General features: G+C 62.4%; 23 protein-coding genes. 12 read left to right on the top strand and 11 right to left on the bottom strand.

What is annotated here, in order from left to right; translation table 11 throughout:
• Positions 1 to 19 precede the first annotated feature (19 nt).
• Entirely contained in the window at positions 20 to 526 is a 507-nt protein-coding gene (locus ACYG9Z_RS01430) for a GNAT family N-acetyltransferase (protein WP_023751497.1), read from the top strand.
• Here ACYG9Z_RS01430 and ACYG9Z_RS01425 read toward each other — a convergent pair.
• A complete protein-coding gene (locus ACYG9Z_RS01425; RefSeq protein WP_023751496.1) occupies positions 516 to 1,130 on the bottom strand; it encodes an HD domain-containing protein in 615 nt (204 codons plus the stop codon). The genes ACYG9Z_RS01430 and ACYG9Z_RS01425 overlap by 11 nt on opposite strands.
• A 133-nt stretch (positions 1,131 to 1,263) precedes the next feature.
• Between ACYG9Z_RS01425 and cysE the strand changes: the two genes are divergently transcribed.
• Entirely contained in the window at positions 1,264 to 2,112 is an 849-nt protein-coding gene (gene cysE / locus ACYG9Z_RS01420) for a serine O-acetyltransferase (protein WP_023695384.1), read from the top strand.
• A 256-nt stretch (positions 2,113 to 2,368) separates the two neighbouring features.
• Entirely contained in the window at positions 2,369 to 2,572 is a 204-nt protein-coding gene (locus tag ACYG9Z_RS01415) for a DUF3126 family protein (protein ID WP_006200852.1), read from the top strand.
• Between the two features lie 255 nt (positions 2,573 to 2,827).
• Here the strand turns inward: ACYG9Z_RS01415 and ACYG9Z_RS01410 are convergent, their stop codons facing one another.
• Positions 2,828 to 3,553 carry a hypothetical protein gene (locus tag ACYG9Z_RS01410; protein ID WP_023667505.1) on the bottom strand — a complete coding sequence of 242 codons (726 nt, stop codon included), beginning with the start codon at positions 3,551 to 3,553 and terminating at the stop codon, positions 2,828 to 2,830.
• A 109-nt stretch (positions 3,554 to 3,662) separates the two neighbouring features.
• On the opposite strand from ACYG9Z_RS01410, the gene ACYG9Z_RS01405 reads away from it, so the two are divergent.
• Positions 3,663 to 4,031 carry a DUF6949 family protein gene (locus ACYG9Z_RS01405; protein ID WP_023751495.1) on the top strand — a complete coding sequence of 123 codons (369 nt, stop codon included), beginning with the start codon at positions 3,663 to 3,665 and terminating at the stop codon, positions 4,029 to 4,031.
• Positions 4,032 to 4,115: 84 nt separating this feature from the next.
• Entirely contained in the window at positions 4,116 to 4,643 is a 528-nt protein-coding gene (locus ACYG9Z_RS01400) for a gamma carbonic anhydrase family protein (protein WP_023710583.1), read from the top strand.
• A 243-nt stretch (positions 4,644 to 4,886) separates the two neighbouring features.
• Here ACYG9Z_RS01400 and ACYG9Z_RS01395 read toward each other — a convergent pair whose 3' ends face one another.
• From ACYG9Z_RS01395 to ACYG9Z_RS01385, 3 genes are all read right to left on the bottom strand, one after another.
• A complete protein-coding gene (locus tag ACYG9Z_RS01395; RefSeq protein WP_023710582.1) occupies positions 4,887 to 5,495 on the bottom strand; it encodes a transglutaminase-like cysteine peptidase in 609 nt (202 codons plus the stop codon).
• Between the two features lie 287 nt (positions 5,496 to 5,782).
• Positions 5,783 to 6,400 (bottom strand): PilZ domain-containing protein, encoded by a 618-nt coding sequence (locus ACYG9Z_RS01390; protein WP_023667501.1) that lies wholly within the window; start codon positions 6,398 to 6,400, stop codon positions 5,783 to 5,785.
• Positions 6,401 to 6,524: 124 nt separating this feature from the next.
• On the bottom strand, positions 6,525 to 7,160 hold the full coding sequence (locus tag ACYG9Z_RS01385) for a PAS domain-containing protein (protein ID WP_023751494.1): 636 nt from the start codon (positions 7,158 to 7,160) through the stop codon (positions 6,525 to 6,527).
• Positions 7,161 to 7,560: 400 nt separating this feature from the next.
• Between ACYG9Z_RS01385 and ACYG9Z_RS01380 the strand changes: the two genes are divergently transcribed.
• The 4 genes from ACYG9Z_RS01380 to ACYG9Z_RS01365 all read left to right on the top strand — a co-directional run bounded on the left by ACYG9Z_RS01380 (position 7,561) and on the right by ACYG9Z_RS01365 (position 11,093).
• Complete coding sequence (locus ACYG9Z_RS01380; RefSeq protein ID WP_023706620.1) at positions 7,561 to 8,328, top strand: rhomboid family intramembrane serine protease; 768 nt, start codon at positions 7,561 to 7,563, stop codon at positions 8,326 to 8,328.
• Between the two features lie 138 nt (positions 8,329 to 8,466).
• A complete protein-coding gene (locus ACYG9Z_RS01375) occupies positions 8,467 to 8,898 on the top strand; it encodes a CBS domain-containing protein (protein WP_023667498.1) in 432 nt (143 codons plus the stop codon).
• Between the two features lie 202 nt (positions 8,899 to 9,100).
• Positions 9,101 to 10,600: an Asp-tRNA(Asn)/Glu-tRNA(Gln) amidotransferase subunit GatB gene (gene gatB, locus ACYG9Z_RS01370; RefSeq protein ID WP_023688375.1), complete on the top strand. Its 1,500-nt coding sequence runs from the start codon at positions 9,101 to 9,103 to the stop codon at positions 10,598 to 10,600.
• Positions 10,601 to 10,604: 4 nt separating this feature from the next.
• Positions 10,605 to 11,093: a GNAT family N-acetyltransferase gene (locus ACYG9Z_RS01365; RefSeq protein WP_023751493.1), complete on the top strand. Its 489-nt coding sequence runs from the start codon at positions 10,605 to 10,607 to the stop codon at positions 11,091 to 11,093.
• Positions 11,094 to 11,109: 16 nt separating this feature from the next.
• On the opposite strand, the gene ACYG9Z_RS01360 is transcribed toward ACYG9Z_RS01365, so the two are convergent.
• From ACYG9Z_RS01360 to panB, 4 genes are all read right to left on the bottom strand, one after another.
• On the bottom strand, positions 11,110 to 12,510 hold the full coding sequence (locus ACYG9Z_RS01360; RefSeq protein WP_050485847.1) for an ArnT family glycosyltransferase: 1,401 nt from the start codon (positions 12,508 to 12,510) through the stop codon (positions 11,110 to 11,112).
• A gap of 183 nt (positions 12,511 to 12,693) precedes the next feature.
• Positions 12,694 to 13,854 carry a helix-turn-helix transcriptional regulator gene (locus ACYG9Z_RS01355; RefSeq protein ID WP_023738939.1) on the bottom strand — a complete coding sequence of 387 codons (1,161 nt, stop codon included), beginning with the start codon at positions 13,852 to 13,854 and terminating at the stop codon, positions 12,694 to 12,696.
• A gap of 224 nt (positions 13,855 to 14,078) precedes the next feature.
• Positions 14,079 to 14,951 carry a pantoate--beta-alanine ligase gene (panC, locus tag ACYG9Z_RS01350; protein WP_444849040.1) on the bottom strand — a complete coding sequence of 291 codons (873 nt, stop codon included), beginning with the start codon at positions 14,949 to 14,951 and terminating at the stop codon, positions 14,079 to 14,081.
• A complete protein-coding gene (panB, locus tag ACYG9Z_RS01345) occupies positions 14,948 to 15,778 on the bottom strand; it encodes a 3-methyl-2-oxobutanoate hydroxymethyltransferase (protein ID WP_023681501.1) in 831 nt (276 codons plus the stop codon). The genes panC and panB overlap by 4 nt, the downstream gene beginning before the upstream one ends.
• 325 nt (positions 15,779 to 16,103) lie before the next feature.
• Here panB and ACYG9Z_RS01340 point away from each other — a divergent pair, with 325 nt between their 5' ends.
• From ACYG9Z_RS01340 to ACYG9Z_RS01330, 3 genes are all read left to right on the top strand, one after another.
• On the top strand, positions 16,104 to 16,502 hold the full coding sequence (locus ACYG9Z_RS01340; protein WP_023710575.1) for an NADH:ubiquinone oxidoreductase subunit NDUFA12: 399 nt from the start codon (positions 16,104 to 16,106) through the stop codon (positions 16,500 to 16,502).
• A 115-nt stretch (positions 16,503 to 16,617) separates the two neighbouring features.
• Positions 16,618 to 17,169 (top strand): DUF2155 domain-containing protein, encoded by a 552-nt coding sequence (locus ACYG9Z_RS01335; RefSeq protein WP_023681499.1) that lies wholly within the window; start codon positions 16,618 to 16,620, stop codon positions 17,167 to 17,169.
• Positions 17,170 to 17,244: 75 nt separating this feature from the next.
• Complete coding sequence (locus ACYG9Z_RS01330) at positions 17,245 to 17,628, top strand: hypothetical protein (protein WP_023667489.1); 384 nt, start codon at positions 17,245 to 17,247, stop codon at positions 17,626 to 17,628.
• Positions 17,629 to 17,670: 42 nt separating this feature from the next.
• Here the strand turns inward: ACYG9Z_RS01330 and aat are convergent, their stop codons facing one another.
• Both aat and accC read right to left on the bottom strand, forming a co-directional pair.
• A complete protein-coding gene (gene aat, locus ACYG9Z_RS01325) occupies positions 17,671 to 18,288 on the bottom strand; it encodes a leucyl/phenylalanyl-tRNA--protein transferase (RefSeq protein WP_023681498.1) in 618 nt (205 codons plus the stop codon).
• Between the two features lie 27 nt (positions 18,289 to 18,315).
• Positions 18,316 to 19,659 carry an acetyl-CoA carboxylase biotin carboxylase subunit gene (accC, locus tag ACYG9Z_RS01320; RefSeq protein ID WP_023681497.1) on the bottom strand — a complete coding sequence of 448 codons (1,344 nt, stop codon included), beginning with the start codon at positions 19,657 to 19,659 and terminating at the stop codon, positions 18,316 to 18,318.
• Between the last annotated feature and the right edge of the window lie 7 nt (positions 19,660 to 19,666).

Raw genomic sequence — 19,666 nt, 5'->3', positions numbered from 1 at the left:
AGCCGGAGGCGGTGCCGCTTTGGTTGACCTTCTCGTCACCTATATGGACATGCGCGAACCGAATTCGGCGCCGGCTTTCGACTGCCCGCTATCGGGCGCCACGGTGGCGCGTGAAACACTTGATGTGGCCGACTATATCAGCCTCTACCACGCGGTCGGCGAGCCCGTGCAATGGGACCAGCGGCTGCGCATGCCGGCGGAAGACCTCGAGCGCCTGCTGGCGCTGCCCTCGACACATATCCACGTGCTGCGCGTCGAGGGCGTGGCCGCTGGCCTGTGCGAATTCAACGGCGTCGGCCAGCCTGAGTTCGAGCTGGTTCATTTCGGGCTGGCTCCCGCCTTCCAGGGTCGCAGGCTTGGCCCGTTCCTGCTCGACCAGGCGCTTCGCGCCATCTGGTCGCGGGCGCCGCAAAGGATCTGGCTTCATACCGACACCTTCGATCACCCTGGCGCGCAAGCGGTTTACCGGCGCGCCGGTTCAAAGCCTATGCCCAGCGCATGGAGACCTTTCCGGATTAGGGTTTGAGCGTTTCGAGCGACCGCGCCAGGTTTTGCCTGGCCTGGGGCTCGAACCTGTGGCGGAATTCCTGCGTGTGAAAAATATGCTGGCGCGCGAGGAAAGTCTTGAGAATCGCGCCGCGGCCGGCGCGCCACATCGGCTCCTCGACCCAGCCATATTCGCGTCGGACCGCTTGTTCATAGGCGTCGAAAGCGTCGGCTGACGCACCCAGTATCGCCAGGTCCATGTCGAGGAAAAGCGCTGCGTCGCGGAGGGCGTTCTCATCGGCAAGGCCCCGTGGTTGAAGGCTGGGCAGTTCATGCGTGGCAGTGGCGACGATCATCGCCGCGATGCGGCCGAGGCGCTCCGGATCGGTGCGGGCGGCAAGTTTGTCCTGCGCAAGTGCTGCACTCCTGGCCTCGTTGTCCTTGGCGCGGCTGTCATATATGGCGTCATGGAACCAGATTGCGGCTTCGACGGCGCCGGAATCATGCAGCGATGCTCGATATTCGTCCGCCAGCGCCAGCAACGCCTCGATATGGGCGAGGTTGTGATAGTGGCGATCCGGAGCTTGATAGAGCGCGGAGAGCGCGCGTTTCAGCGGAGCGTCGATCAAGGGTTCGTTTTCCATGGCGGCTTGAATTTCCGTGAACCAAATCCATTTCACCGAGCACTAAGGAAAATTGAGTTCAATCGTGCTATGATCTGGCTTATATGTGCCGCCGGAGAATAGGCAAGCGGCCAGGACGCAGGACAAGACGTCGATGAACAGCATCAGCATTTCCCGCCCCACAAAGGTGCAGCCGGTCGATCCGATCTGGCGTTCGGTCCGCGACGAGGCGATGGAAGCGGTCAACCGCGACCCGCTTCTGGCGGCGTTCCTCTATTCGACCATCCTCAACCAGGAGAGCCTGGAGGAAGCTGTCATCCATCGGCTCGCCGAGCGGCTCGCGCATCAGGACATCGGCTCCGACCTCATCCGCCAGACGTTCAAGTCGATGCTGGCCGACGACAAGGAATGGTCGTCGATCGTGCGTGTCGACATCCAGGCCTATTACGACCGCGATCCGGCCTGCGACCGCTTCATCATGCCGGTGCTCTATTTCAAGGGTTTCCATGCCATCCAGACGCACAGGCTGGCACATTGGCTGTGGAATCAGGGCCGCAAGGATTTCGCGCTCTATCTGCAGAGCCGCTCGTCCTCGGTGTTCCAGACCGACATCAACCCGGCCGCCCGCATCGGTAAGGGCATCTTCATCGACCACGCCACCGGCCTCGTCGTCGGCGAGACGGCGGTGATCGAGGACGATGTGTCGATCCTGCACGGCGTGACGCTGGGCGGCACGGGCAAGGCCGGCGGCGACCGCCACCCCAAGATCCGTTACGGCGTACTGATCGGCGCCGGCGCCAAGATTCTCGGCAATATCGAGATCGGCCATTGCTCGAAGATCGCGGCAGGCTCGGTCGTGCTGTCGCCGGTGCCGCACAACAAGACGGTTGCCGGCGTACCGGCCCGCGTCGTCGGCGAGACCGGCTGCGACCAGCCTTCGCGCCAGATGGACCAGCTTTTGCCGTCGCAATCGATGGACCAGGTCGTCAGCTTCGACATCTGATTTGCAACACCCGGCGCGCCGGACTGAAGTCCGGTTGCCGGCGCCGTTGCCTCTGAAGCATGATGCCGAAAAGTGTGAGGCGGTTTTCGGACGACATCATGCTCTACCTCCTTGATTTAGAGGCGGATTTGGATTCGACCTGAAATCATCCGGCCCCAGGGTTCGCGTTCTATCCAGCCGGCTTGCCTTTACATCGCCATTGTCGACGTGCCAGAAGCGCGTTCCAACGAGCAAGCCCGACGATCGGAGAAGACTTTTGAAGCCGGACGAAATCAGAAAGCTGGACGCCTATTTCAAGCGCGTCTTCCAGAATCCCAAACTCGAGGTGAAGGCGCGGCCGCGCAAGGAAGATTCGGCCGAGGTCTATGTCGGCGACGAGTTCCTCGGCATCGTCTTCAAGGACGAGGACGACGGCGACTATAATTTCTCGATGGCGATCCTCGACATCGATCTGGCCTGAGCCCAGACGGCTACGGACTTCGGCGATTGGCGGCAGCCAGCTGCGCCATCGTCATCCCGGGGAGAAGCAGCCGCACAGCGGCGTCGCTGAGACGCTGGGATACATTCCGGCCCTCGGCTCAGGAATGTGGCGGTCCAGAACTGCCTCTGCTGCTTCCCAACAGTAATTCTGCACCGCTTCGCTGCCTTAAGGGCATGGAACGGATCCTCGGGTCCGCGCGGCTTCGCGCCCGTGTATGACAAAAGCAGAGGGCCGCTACCGTGCGGTCTTTAAGACGCGCGTGGCCTCGGCGACGATAGCGGCGTCAAGCGCCGGCCAGTTGCCCAGCAACTCCCGGGGAAAGCGGTAGGTCAGGCTGAGGCTGTCGCCGACCTGGATGTCCCGCTCGCAGGGCGCCAGCGATTCCTCGGCGCTCGGTCCGCTCAGGCAGCGGGCGACGAACGGGTCCTTGCCGGCCCGGCCGGCGACCGCGAGCACCTCGTTGAGATAGCCTGATTTTTCCGTAAAACCGTAAATCGTCGTGCCGCCGGGGCCGGGCGCGCCGGGCTGGCTGATGAGCGCGCTATAGATCGGCGCGAAACGGCCGCTCATGTCGCGCGACATCATCTGCGGTTCAAACGACAGGAAGATGATGTTTTTGGCGGCCCCCGTGTGGTTGAAATCGTCGCGGGCGGCTTCGCTGTAGCCGTCCATCTGGGGATAGCGCAGATAGAGGTCGAGGCGCGAAGCGATGCCGTCGCGCCGCGCCTGCAGGAAGCGGATGGCGTTGGCCGGCACGGCAATGACATTGTTGCCGATCACTACCCTGTGGACCGTGGTGTCGTCGGTGTAGCCGGCCATGGCGATCGAGCGGCCGAACCATTTTCCGCCAAGGCTGATCGCCAGCGACAGCAGCGCCAATGCGGCAAAAGCATAGAACACCCGCTTCATCAGCACGGAATCGACGACGTTGAACTCTTCTGCGGTCGCTGCCTGCTTCATCGCAATCCCCATAGTCGCCGCCCTCTGTCCTGGGCGGCACACATGCCGCGGCATGGCTCTTGCTGCGCTGGACGCGACTGTGCGATTTCATGGTAAACGGAAGGTAAAGATGAGCCTGCTGCTGCCCGTTCTCTTCGCTTCTGCAGTCGGCCTCACTGCCTGCGGGCTTACCGGGTCCGTGATGGAACTGGCGGCGGGCCGCCGGCTTGCCTTTGCCGAGCCTTATGTGTCGCCGGCGTACATCCTGCGCTCGCTGGCCGCGACCGCTTGCGCCGGTCCGTTCATGCTCGCCAACGATGCGCTCGATGCGCGGCGCGAAGGCCGCATTTCGATGCTGATGCTGGTGTCCTGCGGCTGCACGGTGATCGCCTGGGCGCTGGCGCTGGGCATCGTGCTGATCGCCATTGCCTCCTGGGGCATCAGCTCTCCTGGTGCGCTTCAGCTTTTGGTGGAATCGCTGGCGCGGTATTTGCCTTGAGGCAATTGCTGGGGAAACCGCTACGCGGTTTTGCTCGGATTGTTTTAGGGTTTATCCCGGCCTGCGACGAATCGGAGACTGGAAATGCCGACCTATGCAATCGACGGAAAATCGCCCCGTTTCGAGGATGCCGACAGCAACTGGATCGCGCCCGATGCGACCTTGATCGGCGACATCAGCGTCGGTCGCAATGCCGGCTTCTGGTTTGGCGCAGTCATCCGCGGTGACAATGAGCCGATCGTCGTCGGTGCCGACAGCAATGTCCAGGAGCATACGGTGATGCACACCGATCCCGGCTTTCCGCTGACGATAGGGCAAGGCTGCACCATCGGCCACCGCGCCTTGCTGCATGGCTGCACGATCGGCGACAACAGCCTGATCGGCATGGGCACCATCGTGCTCAACGGCGCCAGGATCGGCAGGAATTGCCTGGTCGGCGCCGGCGCACTGGTCACCGAAGGCAAGGAGTTCCCCGACAATTGCCTGATCGTCGGCTCGCCCGCGCGGGTGATCAGGACGCTGGACGATGCCGCGGTCGCCAGGCTGCGCGCCTCGGCCGCGCACTATGTCGCCAACGGCAAGCGCTTCAAGGCCGGGCTGAAGAAGGCCTGAACTCTATTCCTGTTTGACGATGATCTTTCCCGAACGGCGGGTCAGCGCAGCAAAAATCGTTTCTCGCTTTCGCTGACGCGGTCCTTCGGTTCGGGATCATGGTCTGAAATGGTGGAGCCGGCCCGGGGACGGGGCCGGCTCCTTAAAACCCGGTCGTTGGGGACGGGGAGGGTGGGGACTCGACCGGGCTTTCTCGTTAGGCACGTCGCATTATTCGATGTGCTTGACCTCTGTAATGGCGTCCTAGCGGACGCTGGCGACCGCGTCGGCGCGGCCGTCGTTGATCGTCACCCACACGCCGGAATTCTGGTCGGACTGGCGCTTCAGGTAGGTGTAGTCGGTGTCGGTCCAGGACAGCACCTTGGACTCCAGATTATCGAGGATGAACTCGCCGAGGCTGGTGCGCACGGTCAGCACCGCATGGCCGTCGCCATTTTGTTGGCGCGCCACGGTCATCAAGAGATTGCCGGCGGGAACGCCAAGCGCCATCAATTCGCGGCGCTTCTCCAGCGCATAATCCTCGCAGTCGCCGAAGCCGCTGTCGGGATAGGACCAGACCTCTTCCTTGCCCCACATTTCCATGTCGGTGCGCGGCACGATCCGGGTGTTGACAGAATTGTTGACGTCGACGATCGCCGCCCACAGCTTGCGGGTCAGTTCGACCGGTGTCTGCTTCGGCGTGCGCTGAGCGCATTCCTGCGGCAGCTTCTGGCAGAATTCGTAGTGACCGACCGGCTGTGTCGTGCGGCCGCCAGTGTGCATGTAGGCCGGTCCTGCTGCTTGCGCCGTTCCCCAAGCGGGAAGCTGCATCGCCATTGCCAAGAGCAACAGCTTGCCCCACGTCTTTGCCATTCGTCAGTCTCCCCGTTTGAGGAGACAATGACAGCGTTGGATTTATTTGACGCAAAAACCCGAAGTAGACATTGAGTAAAACCCCAATAGAATAAGCGTAAAATTTGATCTATTTTAATATAAAATCGTTCAGGGTCTCGGCGTAAAACCGCGGTGTCGGAGGCGCGGATTCCGGGTGGAGCCGTGGATTTGCGAGTGCCGCTACAAGCTGCAGAGGCAGGCGGAACGCCGGCAACAAAAACCGGCCGCGCAGGGCGGGTTCGTCTTTGCTGCCTGTTGCCGATCGTTCAGGCGCGCGGAGCGTTGAACTCGGAATCGAGCGTTTCCGGGCGCTGGATGACGGCGAATTCGATGGCGACGCCATCCTCGAAATGACGCACCACCTGGCCACGCATGGTGCCCAGCATCACCTGGATGCCGAGCGCCGGCTTGACGTCGATCTCGACCGCCGCGCCCGACAGCGACAGGTCGATGATGCGGCACTGGTACTGCCGCCCATCGGTGAGCTGCAGCACGCTTGTCGGGTTGCGCGGCGCCACGCGTTCGTGGCGGCGGTCTTCCGGCAGGTCGAGTTCATGCTTGTTGGCGAGCCAGGTCAACTGCGCGGCCAGTTTGTCCTTCTTGCGATCCGAGGCAATGACGGTCATGGCAAAGCCGTCCTGCGAAGTGCGCGTCACCACGCCCTCGATGCGGCCGATATGATCGATATAGGCAATGATTTTTTCGCCCGGCATGCCGACGCGCTCGGTGCGCAGCGCGACATTGCCCGGCGACATATCGACGACCTGGCAGGGGTGCTCGGTGCGGTCCTCCAGCATGAAGCGCCCGTAGATCTTGACCCGGACGCGCTGAAAATTACGCCTTTCGGCGCGGGACGGTGCGTATTCGACCGCCGCTGACCTCATGACTGCCTACACCCCGTTGGCATTCCCGCGTCGTGCGTGGAATCTCGGCAAAAACTACAGCCAAGCAGGTTAACAAAGGGGAAAAGTGGGCCCCCGATAGTTAAGATTAGCGCCGGCTTGGAGACTATTGCTCGCGCCCGCCGTCGAACACGACGAGGTGGCGGATACGGCGCGACCGACCGAGCGCCGAGATGGTCTCCGGCGCTTCGAGTTCGGGAGCCAACGACGGAACGGATATTTCCGGCCGGTTTTTCAGGAACATCGGGTCCTTGTCGGGATCGATGACGCGGATGGCATCGATCAGCGCATCGGTGATCGGGTCGGCGCCCAGCCAGAACGGCTTTTCCACGGCGCTGATGACACCGAGGCAGCGCGGGTTCTCGAGGCCGCCATCGAGCGGCAGCGCAAGCAGTTCGAAGTGGTTGGAACGGCCGTTGCGGCTGAATCCCTCATAAGTGATCGACACCACGGATTTCTGCTCGAAAACGCCGTGAATGAGGCGCGACACCAGCCGCTGGTCCTTCTCACGCCATAGCGAGGGGAACGAAAAACCCTTGAGCTCGCGGCCGTAGCCGGCGCAAAGCCTGGTGCCGGCAAGCCGGAACACCGCTTCGCCACGCGTATCCCTTTCCAGGATGAAGGTGTCGGCCAAAAGCGCCTTGATGTCGGCAGGTTCGATCTCCGAACGCTTTGGGGCAGGACGTCCACCACGCAGGCGATTCCAATAATGGAACAGCGCGATTGATCCGTTCTGGTTCATGCTATTAAACTCCGCGCATTCTGCCGTCTGATGGTCCCATCGGTGAACAGAAAGGGCGCCCTCCGATGACCTACATGCGTTCCGGAGCAGGATGCGTGCCAGCGTCGTTAAGACTTGTTCACGGGTCGGGGGCGTTAAGGTTAACAAGTGGTTTACGTTGCGCGCGCAGGCTTGCCATGGCACACCAAAACCACTCCAGAAGCGGTCGTTTCGCGACGACCAACAGCACTTCGGTCAATAGTTTTAGGGGAGCAGGGGGCTCGACCAGCCGTTCAAGGGAAACCTTGGACGGCTTCTTTTTGATTCGCGGTTTGTGATTCGCGCTTTGTGATTCGTAGTTTGTGATTTGTCCGGGCATGGCCTAGATGCTCGCGACACGCAAATCCCTGGATCAGAGCATATGAGCGAACCGGCCGGCCCCCTGGAGACCGAACAGACCGCGGAGGCGCCGCCGCCGCGCCGCGAGCCGGTGTTCAACCTGCCACCGGCGGTGCTGGCGGTGATCGGCATCTGCGTTGCCGTCTTCCTGCTGCAGCAATATGTGCTGACCGAAGAGCAGCAGATAACATTGCTCACCGACGGCGCCTTCATTCCGGTCCTCTACACCGGCCAATACGGTTTCGACTGGTTCCTCTTCACCCGTCCTTTCACCTATGCCTTCATGCATGGTGGCGTTGCCCACATTGCCATCAACATGGTTGCGCTGGCCGCCTTCGGGTCGCCGCTGGCCAACCGTCTCGGCTGGTTCTGGTTCGCCTTGTTTTTCGCCGCCACCGGGCTGGCCGCGGTGGTGCTGTTCTGGGCGGTCCATCCATACGGCGAAGCACCGCTGGTCGGCGCTTCCGGGGCGATATCGGGCATGATGGGTGCGGCGGCTCGCTTCGGGTTCCGTACCGACCGCTCCTCCGGCAGGGCGGCCTTTGCCGGTCCCGTGCTGCCGATCGCAGTCGTTTTGCGCATGCGCGGCGTCGTCAATTTTCTCGGCGCCTGGATGGTCATCAATCTCGCCACCGGCCTTTACGGTCTCGGGCTCGGAGAACCCGGCCAGATCGCCTGGGAAGCGCACATTGGCGGCCTCGTCGCAGGCTTCTTCGGATTGCGCTGGTTCGACCGGCGCTGGCGGGCGCCTGAATGGGAGATCCCCGACGACCAGCGCACCCCCCACTAGCGCACTCTATTGGCGCACCCCACTGGCACACCCCACTGGCACACTTGAAAAGCAACCGATCACGGCGCACGATGTTCACTCTTATGTGAAGCCGGTCAGGGCGGGAGCTGGCTAGCCAAGCAGGAGGAGGAGGACGCCATGACGGTTAAGGCAATTCTCGAGAGAAAAGGCCATGACGTGTTCACGCTCGGGCCGAATGTAAAGCTCAGCGAAGCCATTCGAATCCTGGCCGACCACAAGATCGGTGCACTGGTCATCACCAACGGCGATCGCAAGATCGTCGGCATCCTTTCCGAGCGTGACATCGTGCGGGTCGTTGCCAGGGAAGGCGCTGCCGCACTTGATATAACGGTACGCTCGGCGATGACGCCGAAAGTGAAGATCTGCAACGAGAACCACACGGTCAACGAGGTGATGGAGATCATGACCAAAGGCCGTTTCCGCCATCTGCCGGTGGAAAAGGATGGGCTGCTCGACGGGATCGTGTCGATCGGCGACGTGGTCAAGCGCCGCATCGAGGATGTCGAGCGCGAGGCCGACGAAATCAGGGCCTATATCGCAACGGCCTGACCTGACGAAGAAACCGCCGTCCGAATACCGGCCGGCGGCGTTCATTCTATCGGTTGCCGAGCGGCCGAAAGGGGCTGAAAAGGCCAGCCCACTGCTCTGCGCTGCTTTGGGCGCTTGTCTCGCGAAGCGGTTTGCACTAGCGAAGACCGATACCCAAATTCGCGAAAATCGCAGTTTTCGCGAGCCAAAAGCGCAGGCCACCATGACCCTTATCGATACCCGCACGCCCGATGCCAAACGTTTTATTCCCGGCGCTACCGGCGATTGGGAGATCATCATCGGCCTCGAGGTCCATGCGCAGGTAACCTCGGAAGCAAAGCTGTTTTCCGGGGCGTCGACGACTTTCGGCGCGGCGCCCAACGCCAATGTCAGCCTGGTCGACGCGGCCATGCCCGGCATGCTGCCGGTCATCAATGAGGAATGCGTCAAGCAGGCGATCCGCACCGGCCTCGGATTGAAGGCGCAGATCAACCACAAGTCGGTTTTCGACCGGAAAAACTATTTCTATCCCGACCTGCCGCAGGGCTACCAGATATCGCAGTTCAAGCAGCCGATCGTTGGCGAAGGCACGATCGTCATTTCGGTCGGTCCCGACCGGCAGGGCGAGTTCGAGGATATCGAGATCGGCATCGAGCGCCTGCACCTGGAGCAGGACGCCGGCAAGTCGATGCACGATCAGCATCCCACCATGTCCTATGTCGATCTCAACCGCTCCGGCGTGGCGCTGATGGAGATTGTCTCCAAGCCCGACATGCGCTCCGCCGACGAGGCCAAGGCGTATGTCACCAAGCTGCGCACCATCGTGCGCTATCTCGGCACTTGCGACGGCAACATGGACGAAGGTTCGATGCGCGCCGACGTCAACGTCTCCGTTCGCAAGCCCGGCGGCGAATTCGGTACGCGCTGTGAGATCAAGAACGTCAACTCGATCCGCTTCATCGGCCAGGCCATCGAGTTCGAGGCGCGCCGCCAGATCGCCATCCTCGAGGATGGCGGCAAGATCGACCAGGAAACCAGGCTGTTCGACGCCGTCAAAGGCGAGACGCGCTCGATGCGCAGCAAGGAAGAGGCGCATGACTACCGCTACTTCCCCGATCCCGACCTTTTGCCGCTGGAGTTCGACCAGGCCTATGTCGACGCGCTGGCCAAGGAGTTGCCGGAACTGCCCGACGACAAGAAGGCGCGCCTGATCTCCTCACTTGGCCTGTCGACATACGACGCCTCGATCCTGGTGTCGGAAAAGCCGATCGCCGACTATTTCGAGCAGGTGGCCTCGGGCCGCGACGGCAAGCTTGCCGCCAACTGGGTCATCAATGACCTGCTCGGCCAGCTTAACAAGGCCGGCAAGGGCATTGAAAATGCTCCTGTAACACCGGAGCAGCTCGGTGCCGTGATCGACCTGATCAAGGAAGGCACCATCTCCGGCAAGATCGCCAAGGATCTGTTCGAGATCGTCTGGAACGAGGGCGGCGATCCGCGCCAGTTGGTCGAAAGCCGCGGCATGAAGCAGGTCACCGACACCGGCGCCATCGAGAAAGCGGTCGACGAGGTGATCGCCGCCAACCCCGACAAGGTCGAGCAGGCTCGCGCCAAGCCGACCATGGCCGGCTGGTTCGTCGGCCAGGTGATGAAAGCCACCGGCGGCAAGGCCAACCCGCAGGCGGTCAACGATCTGGTCAAGGCCAAGCTCGGTATCGAATAGAACAATGTTCGTCCGCACCGCCAGCGAACGTGACCTTGCCGCTGTCCGCGCGCTGCTGGTCGAAACCTGGCACGCAACCTACGACGCGATCTATGGCGCCCAGCGGGTGATCGAAATTACCTACGACTGGCATTCGATCGCCTCGCTCAAGGCGCGGCTGACAAGGCCGAACTCGGAATTCCTGGTCGCCGATGACGGCAAGCGTATCGGCGGCATGGCTTTTGCCGCCGCAACGACGGATGCGAAGATCGTGCTGCTGAACCAGCTCTATGTACTGCCGGCCTGCCAGCGGCAAGGCATCGGCCAGGCCTTGCTGGACGAGGTCGAAGCCAGCTTTCCCGAGGCGAACAGGTTGCGCGTCGAGGTGGAAGAGGCCAACGTGCCGGCCATCGCCTTCTACCGTTCGAAGGGATTTTTGCCGGTCGGCAGCACCGCCGATTGCGGCGGCGGTTCGGGGTTGCCGGCGCTGATCTTCGAGAAACCGCTGGGATAGGCGCCCGACGAAACGCTCAGTGCTGTCCTTTCAGCACGACCAGATAGCCGCGTTCCACCGGCTGCCGGAAGGCGATCTGTTCGGATGTGCCCGGATCTTTCGATTGCTTTTCGATGACGTAGCCGCCGGGGTGAGACTTGAGCCATTCCTCAGGCTTGTCGGCGTTCTCGAATGGCTTCTCTATTCGCCCAAGGAAACCGACCTCGCCCTGATAGTCGTAAGCGACGGCCCAGTCGGCGTCCTTTCGTTCGTCGATGAAGCTCGCCAGCTGCGTGAGATCGTAGCGTTTGAACACGGTCGCCGAGGCGGCGGCGTGGCCGATGGCGAAAAGGGCAAGCATGACAAAGGCCGTCGCCCTCAGCCTGGCGACTGAAATCTCGGCCATGAAATAGCCCAGCAGAATGGTCGCGAACGGTAGTGCCGGCACGACATAGTGCGGCTGCTTGCCGGATATGGCGCTGAAGACCAGCAGCACCGCAATGAACGAGAACGACAGCAGGCGCAGGGCACGCAGATCCGGGGATTTGGTGTCGATCAGGCTGCGTATCCGGGCAACCGGCCTCAGCCGCCACACCGGGGGGATAAAGGCCCAGGGCACGAACATGAGCGGCAACAGCATCAGGTAAAAGTAAAACGGCCGGCCATGCGAATTGTGCAGGCTTCCGGTAACCCGACCTGCCGACTGGTTCCAGACGAGATCGTAGACGAAACTGCCCTTGGTCAGGATGGTCGCGGGCGCCAGCCATATAGCGACCGGGACAAGGGCGGCGAGAATTGCCAGGCCGGCTCCGGCAAAGAACTGCAAAGGGGCAAGGCCGGCTCGCCGGTCACGCCAGAGGGGATAGAGCAGGACGGGCGCGCCGATGTGAATGAGCACGACCGGGCCTTTGGCCAGCACGCCGAGCCCGATGAAGAGACCCGCCAGCACCGCCTGCCAGCGGTTGCCGGTCCTGGCGAAGCCCAGCAACGCCAGCAGTGCGGCGACCACACAGGCCGTCAAAAGCATGTCGAACAGGATCAGGGTCGAATAGATGACAAAGACGGTGCTGCCGGCCACCAGCCAGGGGATGCGACTGGCGATTTCCGGGCGCTCGGGAAACAGGGTTTTGGCCAGAAGTGTCGTCAGCCAGATGACCAGCGACGAGGCAGCGAAGATGACGAGCATCGCCGCCGCGCGGCTCACACCGAAGATGTTCCAGACGAGATCGATGAGCCAGAACAACAGCGGCGGCTTCTGCAGATAGGGCGCAAAGTTCATCGTCGGTACGAAGACATGTCCACCGAGATACATCTCCCAGGCGACGCTGAGATAACGCGTCTCGTCGACCGGCAGTAGCGGACGGAAAGCGAGCGCGATGCAAAGCAGGGCCAGCAGGAAGAGGTAAGGCAGCAGCCGTTCAATTCGTGTCGGTATCAAGTTCGGGGACCGCCCAGGAAATGGTTTTCCACGTCCGGTCGTGCACGATGCACCGTCTCCGGACCGGAGCAGAACCGCACCATGATTTTGGCCGAATTGCAACGATGCCGGCTTGGTATTGTGGATTACGCCTGCGTACCGGCAAATAGTTGAAAAATTTGATGATTGGCTCCGAGTATGGCTTCAGGCCGAGCGCAGCGGCGGCGTCAATTCGCGCATCAGGAGTTCCAGCTCTCGCTGGTCGCCGGTGGCGGTCTTGTCGAAGATGGTTGCCAGCTGTGATTTGACGGTGCCGTCCGAGACGCCGCTGGCAGCCGCGATTTCACGCCGTGTCAGCCCGGCGGCGACATGGCCGGCGACACGCTTTTCCGCTGCGGTCAGTCCGAACAGCGCAGCGATCGCTTCCAGCGCCGGCACTGATGCGGCGCCGGCGGCGGCAATGAAGATGGCCGCGGCGGCGCGCGGCGACATGCGGGCCGAAATGTCGCGTCGCGCCAGAGGCATGACATGCGCCACCGCCGGAGACATGGCCTTCACCAGCGGAATGTTGATGCCGGACGGTCCGAGCGCGAATTCGTCGCGCGTGCCGAGCTGGACGGCGCGGCCGATGGCGGTGTTGGCGTTGGCATAAGCGAAGGACAGCTGGCCGCGCACCGAGGACACTGAGGCGGTTTCGGTGAGCAGGGCTTCGGCTGCCGGATTGGCGAAAATGATCTGCATATCGTCGGCGACGATCAGCACTGGATGGTCGAGGCTCTCAAGGATCGAGCGAAAGATGTCGGCCTTGCGCCGCTCGGCCTCGAACAGGTCGCCGATGGTCACCGCACGCCGGACATGGGGGGCGAGCCTGGACATCAGGTCGATATCCCTGGCTGAAATCTGGGGCCTGTCCTTGTCGGTAACCACCATCAGCGTGCCGGTGCGCGCCGGCTGCTTCATCAGCGCTACCCAGAAGAAATCGTCGAGACGGTTGGGTTCCACCCACTCGCGCACGATGCGGCTTTCGAGCCAGTTCTGGCGGGCGTCAGGGCCTTGCAGGGCGTAGACGCTGTCGACGGTCAACGGTATGTCGACTTCCATCTTCGGCACCGCCTTGAAAAAGGGCACCTCGCAGGCGTAGTCGCGCTGCAGCGGCTCAAGCAGAACCGGATCGCCGCAGGAAGTCGAAAACCGGGCCGAGTTTCTCGCCGTATCGACGACCGCCAGCATGGCAAGCCGGCCGAGCGCCAATTTGCAGATTGATTCAAGCGTCGATGGCCAACGGCCGACATCGACAATCGAATCGTAGATTGCCTCGACGATCTGCGGCAGGGCGCGACCGACTATGTTGGCCTGGACAGACACGTAGAGCCTCGTAAGGATTGCAGCGTAGTGGCAGGTCACACACTGTCTCTGCCTGGGGTCGCACACAACATAGCCGGCTTGGTTACGTCTGTGAAACGTCTCACAGCGGCGTTCGGTGTATCGTGAGCGCTTACGGGCTGGCCAGAACGTACCTGATGAGCCGTTGTCTAAGAGCGCTCGGGCCGCTCTGCGATACAAATCGAAGTGAACGGAATTGGAATTTTTCAGGGAATAAATGAGTAAACTTCCACATTGTCGATCAACCTGGTTCTGCCAAGCCACGCCGCGGCAAGCAGGCGGCCATCGCCGTCACGCCGCCACGAGGTGAGCGTCAGGCTCTCGCGCGCGGCGACATAGTCGACGCTGTCGAAGCCTGCCTCGAGAAGCGCGGCAGTGGCTTTACCGGTCACGCCGTTTTCATCGGCACCGGCCGCGAGCGCTGCCGCCGTCTGGCGCAAGATGACATTGAGCTGTCGCGCGACGTCGAGCTCGGCGGCGTCGAGATAGGCGTTGCGCGACGACATTGCCAGGCCATGCGCATCGCGCACGGTTGGCGCGCCGACGATTTCCACCGGAAGGTCAAGATCGCGGCAGAGCTTTCGGACGACGCAAAGCTGCTGGTAGTCTTTTTCGCCGAAGATGGCGTAGTCGGGCAGGGCTTGCAGAAAGAGCTTGGCCACGACCGTGGCGACGCCCTCGAAGAAGGTCGGCCTGAAATCCGATTCCAGGCCAGAAGACGGGCCGCCGACCGAAATCTTCGTCGCAAAGCCTGCCGGATACATTTCGGAAACCGTAGGCGTGAAGGCAAGCTGTGCGCCGGCCTCGGTCAGCCGGTCGAGATCGCGGGCCAGCTGCCGCGGATACTTGTCGAGATCTTCAGTGGGGGCGAACTGGGCCGGGTTGACGAAGATGGAGACGACGCAGCGATCGGCCGTTGCGAGCGCAGCCCCGACCAGCGAGATATGGCCGTCATGCAAAGCGCCCATGGTCGGCACCATGGCGACGCTCAGGCCTTCGCGCCGCCATTCGCGGATCTGCGCGCGAAGGCCGGGCACGGTGTCGACGACGAGCGGCTGGCGGATGGGGGGCCGGTTCATGCCTTGTCCTTGTCGCTCGCGGCTGAAAAGACGTGGCCCGGCCCGGGGAAGGTGCGGCTGCGCACCTCCGCCGCATAACGCGCCGCGGCATCGGCGACAGCGCTGCGCAAATCGGCGTATTCCTTGACGAATTTCGGCACCCGGTCGACCGTCAGGCCGACCATGTCGTCGATGACCAGGATCTGGCCGTCGCAATCGCGGCTGGCGCCGATGCCGATGGTAGGAATGGTAATGTGCCGGGTGAGGTCGGCGGCAACGGTCTCGACCGTGCCTTCGATGACCAGCGAAAACGCGCCGGCCTTTGCGACCGCGTCGGCGTCGCGCATGAGCGCGGCCACATTCTCCGGCGTGCGGCCCTTGATCTTGTAGCCACCGTCCTTTTCCACCGATTGCGGCTGCAAGCCGATATGGCCCATCACTGGAATGCCGGCCGTGACGATTGCGGCGATCTGGAGGGCGACTTCGACGCCGCCTTCCAGCTTCACCGCCTCGCAGCCGGTTTCCTCAGAGATGCGGCGCGCCGAGGCAAGGGCTTGCGCGGCCGAAGTCTCGTAGCTGCCGGCCGGCATGTCGACCACCACGCAGGCCTTTGACGAACCGCGCATCACGGCCTGGCCATGGGCGATCATCATCTCCAGCGAGGCGCCGAGCGTGGTCTTGTGGCCATGCAGCACCATGGCAACGCTGTCGCCGACCAGGAGAAGGTCGACATGATCGTCGAGCAGGCGGGCGACGGGATAGGTGTAAGCGGTAAGGCATACGACCGGCACGCCGCCCTTGCGGGCGCGTATTGTCTCCGCACTGATCCTGGCGACAGCTAAGGCCATTCCTCACCTCCCGCAGCCGGCGTTGACTACAGCGCCGCGCGTCCCGTGGACGCGCAAAGGACGCTGTAGCACTTTGGTTTGCGCATGATCCTTTCCGAAAATCGATTTCGATTTTCGGGGTCATGCGGCAGCGCCGGGCGATGAGAGCTTTAGGAAGACGCAGCCGGCTTGGCAAGCGTCGGTTCGCAGGTGCGAAATGGATCGGCCAATGACCGAGCGTTTCGGCATGCCGTCAGTGCCGCAGGCGCCGCAAAACCCTTGCCTTCGCCAAGGCCTGACGCCATAAGCAGGGAACAGCCACCGCCGCGCGCCCGCGAGGATCTGAATGAAAACTTTCCTTCTGCAGTTTTTCACCTGGTGGAACCGCCAGACGCTGGGAACCCGTTTTCACACCTGGCGCCACGGCAACAAGGTCGGCCAGGATGGGGCCGGCAATGTCTACTACGAAGGCGGCGTCGATTCGGAAGGCCGCACCCGCCGCTGGATCATCTACGCCAATTATTCGGAGGCGTCGGCGATCCCTCCGGGCTGGCACGGCTGGATGCATCACCGCGTCGATGTGGCGCCGCCAAGCGACGACTATCGGCCGCGCGAATGGGAAAAGGCGCATGAGCCGAACCTCACGGGAACACCGGCGGCTTATCGCCCGAAGGGTTCCGTGCTCACCAATCAGCACCGTCCGCAGGTGACGGGCGACTACGATGCGTGGACGCCTGGTTCTTGACCGCCGGCCGGTCCTTTGTCGCCACAATTGGCGTTTAGCTGCTTGCTGATATGACAACGGCGAATAGCCTTGGGCGTGACAGAATCACCCGGGCCCAAACCACCGGTATCTCCGCATGAACATTTTCAGCCTGACATCGATGGCCGGACTGGCGGCAATTGGCGCTGTCGCCATGTTCCCGACAGCGTTTGCCGCGGCGCAGGCGCCTGCGGCAGCACCCGCAATCTCCGATCGCATCACCAATCCGGTCGCCGAATTTGCCGGCATCGACAAGATCACCGGCCGTATCATCACCTTCGATGTCTACATCGACGAAACCGTGCAGTTCGGCGCTTTGCAGGTGACGCCGCGCATCTGCTATTCGCGGCCGGAGAATGAAGAGCCGAAGACCGATTCCTTCGTCGAAGTCGACGAAATCACGCTCGACCGCAAGATCCGCCGCATCTTCACCGGCTGGATGTTCGCCGAGAGCCCCGGCCTAAACGCCGTCGAGCACGCCGTCTATGACGTCTGGCTAAAGGGCTGCAAGCAGAAGTCGGATGTGCCGCCGCCCGACGCGGCCAATGCCGAGACGCCCAAGGTCGACACGTCCAAGCCAAAGCCCGCCGCTGCTCCGGCCGCCGAACAGCCGGACCCTACGGAACCTGACGCGACCAACACCAACTGATCCTCCGGAACCGTGGTGGCAACTATGCGTTGGGCCATGGACGATGACGCATTTATGCGCTTGGAGGATATTCTGATGTCGGACAGCAAACGGATCACGGCCAGCAAAGACGACCTGCTCGAACTCGAAAAGGGGTTCTGGACGGGCGACGAAGCTTACTACGCCGCCAATGTCGACACAGAATGCCTGGTAGCATTTCCTGAGATGGCACAGGCAATGGACAATGCCGATCTGGCCAAGACCGCGACCAAGCCCAACCGCTGGCGCGACCTTCAGATCGACCTCAAGGGTATCATCGAGCCCGGCAGCGACATTATCATGCTGACCTATGAGGCTCATGCGACACGAGAAAACGGCGAGCCCTACGCGGCGTTGGTCAGCACCGGCTATGTTCATCGTGTCAACGGCTGGAAGATGATGTTCCATTCGCAGACGCCGATGGAAACCGCGAAGGGCTGACCCCTTTCACCGGTCGAGCCGGCTCGGCCGCTCGGTCTCCGGTCAGGGATAAAAAACGGCTTCGCCCTTCAGCGCGTCGGCCAACATCTTCTCGTATTTGACGCGCGGCACGTCGACCGCGCCGAAGCGTTTGAGATGCTCGGTGGTGAATTGCGTGTCGAGCAGGGCAAAGCCGCGCGCCTTCAGCCGCTCGACCAGATGATACAGGCAGGTCTTGGACGCGTCGGTTTCCCGGGCGAACATGCTTTCGCCGAAGAACACGCGACCGAGCGAGACGCCATAGAGGCCGCCGACCAGCCGTTCCTCGCGCCATGCCTCGACCGAATGGCAGTGCCCAAGACGGTGCAGCTCGATATAGGCTTCGCGGATCGGCGCGTTGATCCAGGTCGAGCGGCGCTCCTCGCGCTTTTCGGCGCAGCCGTCGATCGTCGCCTCGAAATCGAAATCGAAGCGGATGTCGAACGGGTGCTTGCGGATCGTCTTCCGCAGGCTCTTCGGCGTGTGGAAGCCGTCGAGCGGGATGATGCCGCGCGTCTCCGGCCGCACCCAGAACACTTCCGGGTCGGAAGCGCTCTCCGCCATCGGGAAGACGCCCGAGGCATAGGCCTTGAGCAAGAGGTCGGTCGGAATGCGATAGCCGGGTGCGTAAGGGCGGGTCATCGCGGCATCATAGCGGCAATTCGGGCGCTATTCCTCTTTGGCCAGATACTTTTCCAGCCAGTGGATGTCGTAGTCGCCATTGGCGATATCGGCATTGCCGACCAGGTCGCGAAACAGCGGCAGCGTCGTCTTGATGCCGTCAACGACGAATTCGTCGAGCGCCCGGCGCAGCCGCATCATGCATTCGACGCGGTTGCGGCCGTGCACGATCAGCTTGCCGATCAGGCTGTCATAATAGGGCGGGATCTTGTAGCCGGAATAGACACCGGAATCGACGCGAATGCCGAGACCGCCAGGCGTGTGGAAATGCGTGATCGTGCCGGGCGAAGGCGTGAAGGTACGCGGATCCTCGGCATTGATGCGGCATTCGATGGCGTGGCCGTTGAACTTTATGTCCTCCTGGCGCACTGAAAGCCCGCCGCCGGAGGCGACGCGGATCTGTTCGTGCACGAGATCGATGCCGGTAATCGCTTCCGTCACCGGATGCTCGACCTGCAACCGCGTGTTCATCTCGATGAAGTAGAACTCGCCATTCTCGTACAGGAATTCGATGGTGCCTGCGCCGGAGTAGCCGAGGTCGGCGATGGCCTTGGCACAGATATTGCCGATGCGGGCGCGCTCCTCGGCGTTGAGGGCCGGCGAGGGCGCCTCTTCCCAGACTTTCTGGTGGCGGCGTTGCAGCGAACAGTCGCGCTCGCCGAAATGCACGCCGCGGCCGGCGCCGTCGCCGAATACCTGCACCTCGATGTGGCGCGGCTTTTCCAAGTATTTCTCGATGTAGACGGCATCGTCGCCGAAGGCCGCGCCGGCTTCCGTGCTCGCTGTCTGCAAGGCGATCTCGAGATCGGCTTCGGTAAGGGCGACCTTCATACCGCGCCCGCCACCGCCTGCCGATGCCTTGATGATCACGGGATAGCCGATCTCGGCGGCAATGCGCCTGGCTTCCTTTTGATCGGTGACGGCGCCGTCGGAGCCCGGCACAACCGGAATGCCGAGCCGCTTTGCGGTGCGCTTGGCCTCAATCTTGTCGCCCATGATGCGGATATGGTCGCCCGACGGGCCGATGAAGGTGATGTTGTGGGCGGCGAGAATGTCGGCGAACTTGGCGTTTTCCGACAGGAAGCCATAGCCCGGATGCACGGCATCGGCGCCTGTGATCTCGCAGGCTGCGACGATCTGGTGGATGTTGAGATAGCTGTCGCGCGACGGCGGCGGACCGATGCACACGCTTTCGTCGGCGAGCCTGACATGCATGGCGTCAGCGTCGGCGGTCGAATGCACGACCACGGTCTGGATGCCGAGTTCCTTGCAGGCGCGCAGCACCCGAAGCGCGATTTCGCCGCGGTTGGCGATGAGGATCTTCTGGAACATCCGGCCC

The organism is Mesorhizobium sp. RSR380A, from assembly GCF_054719385.1.
This window is presented reverse-complemented; position numbering and strand designations above follow the sequence as displayed.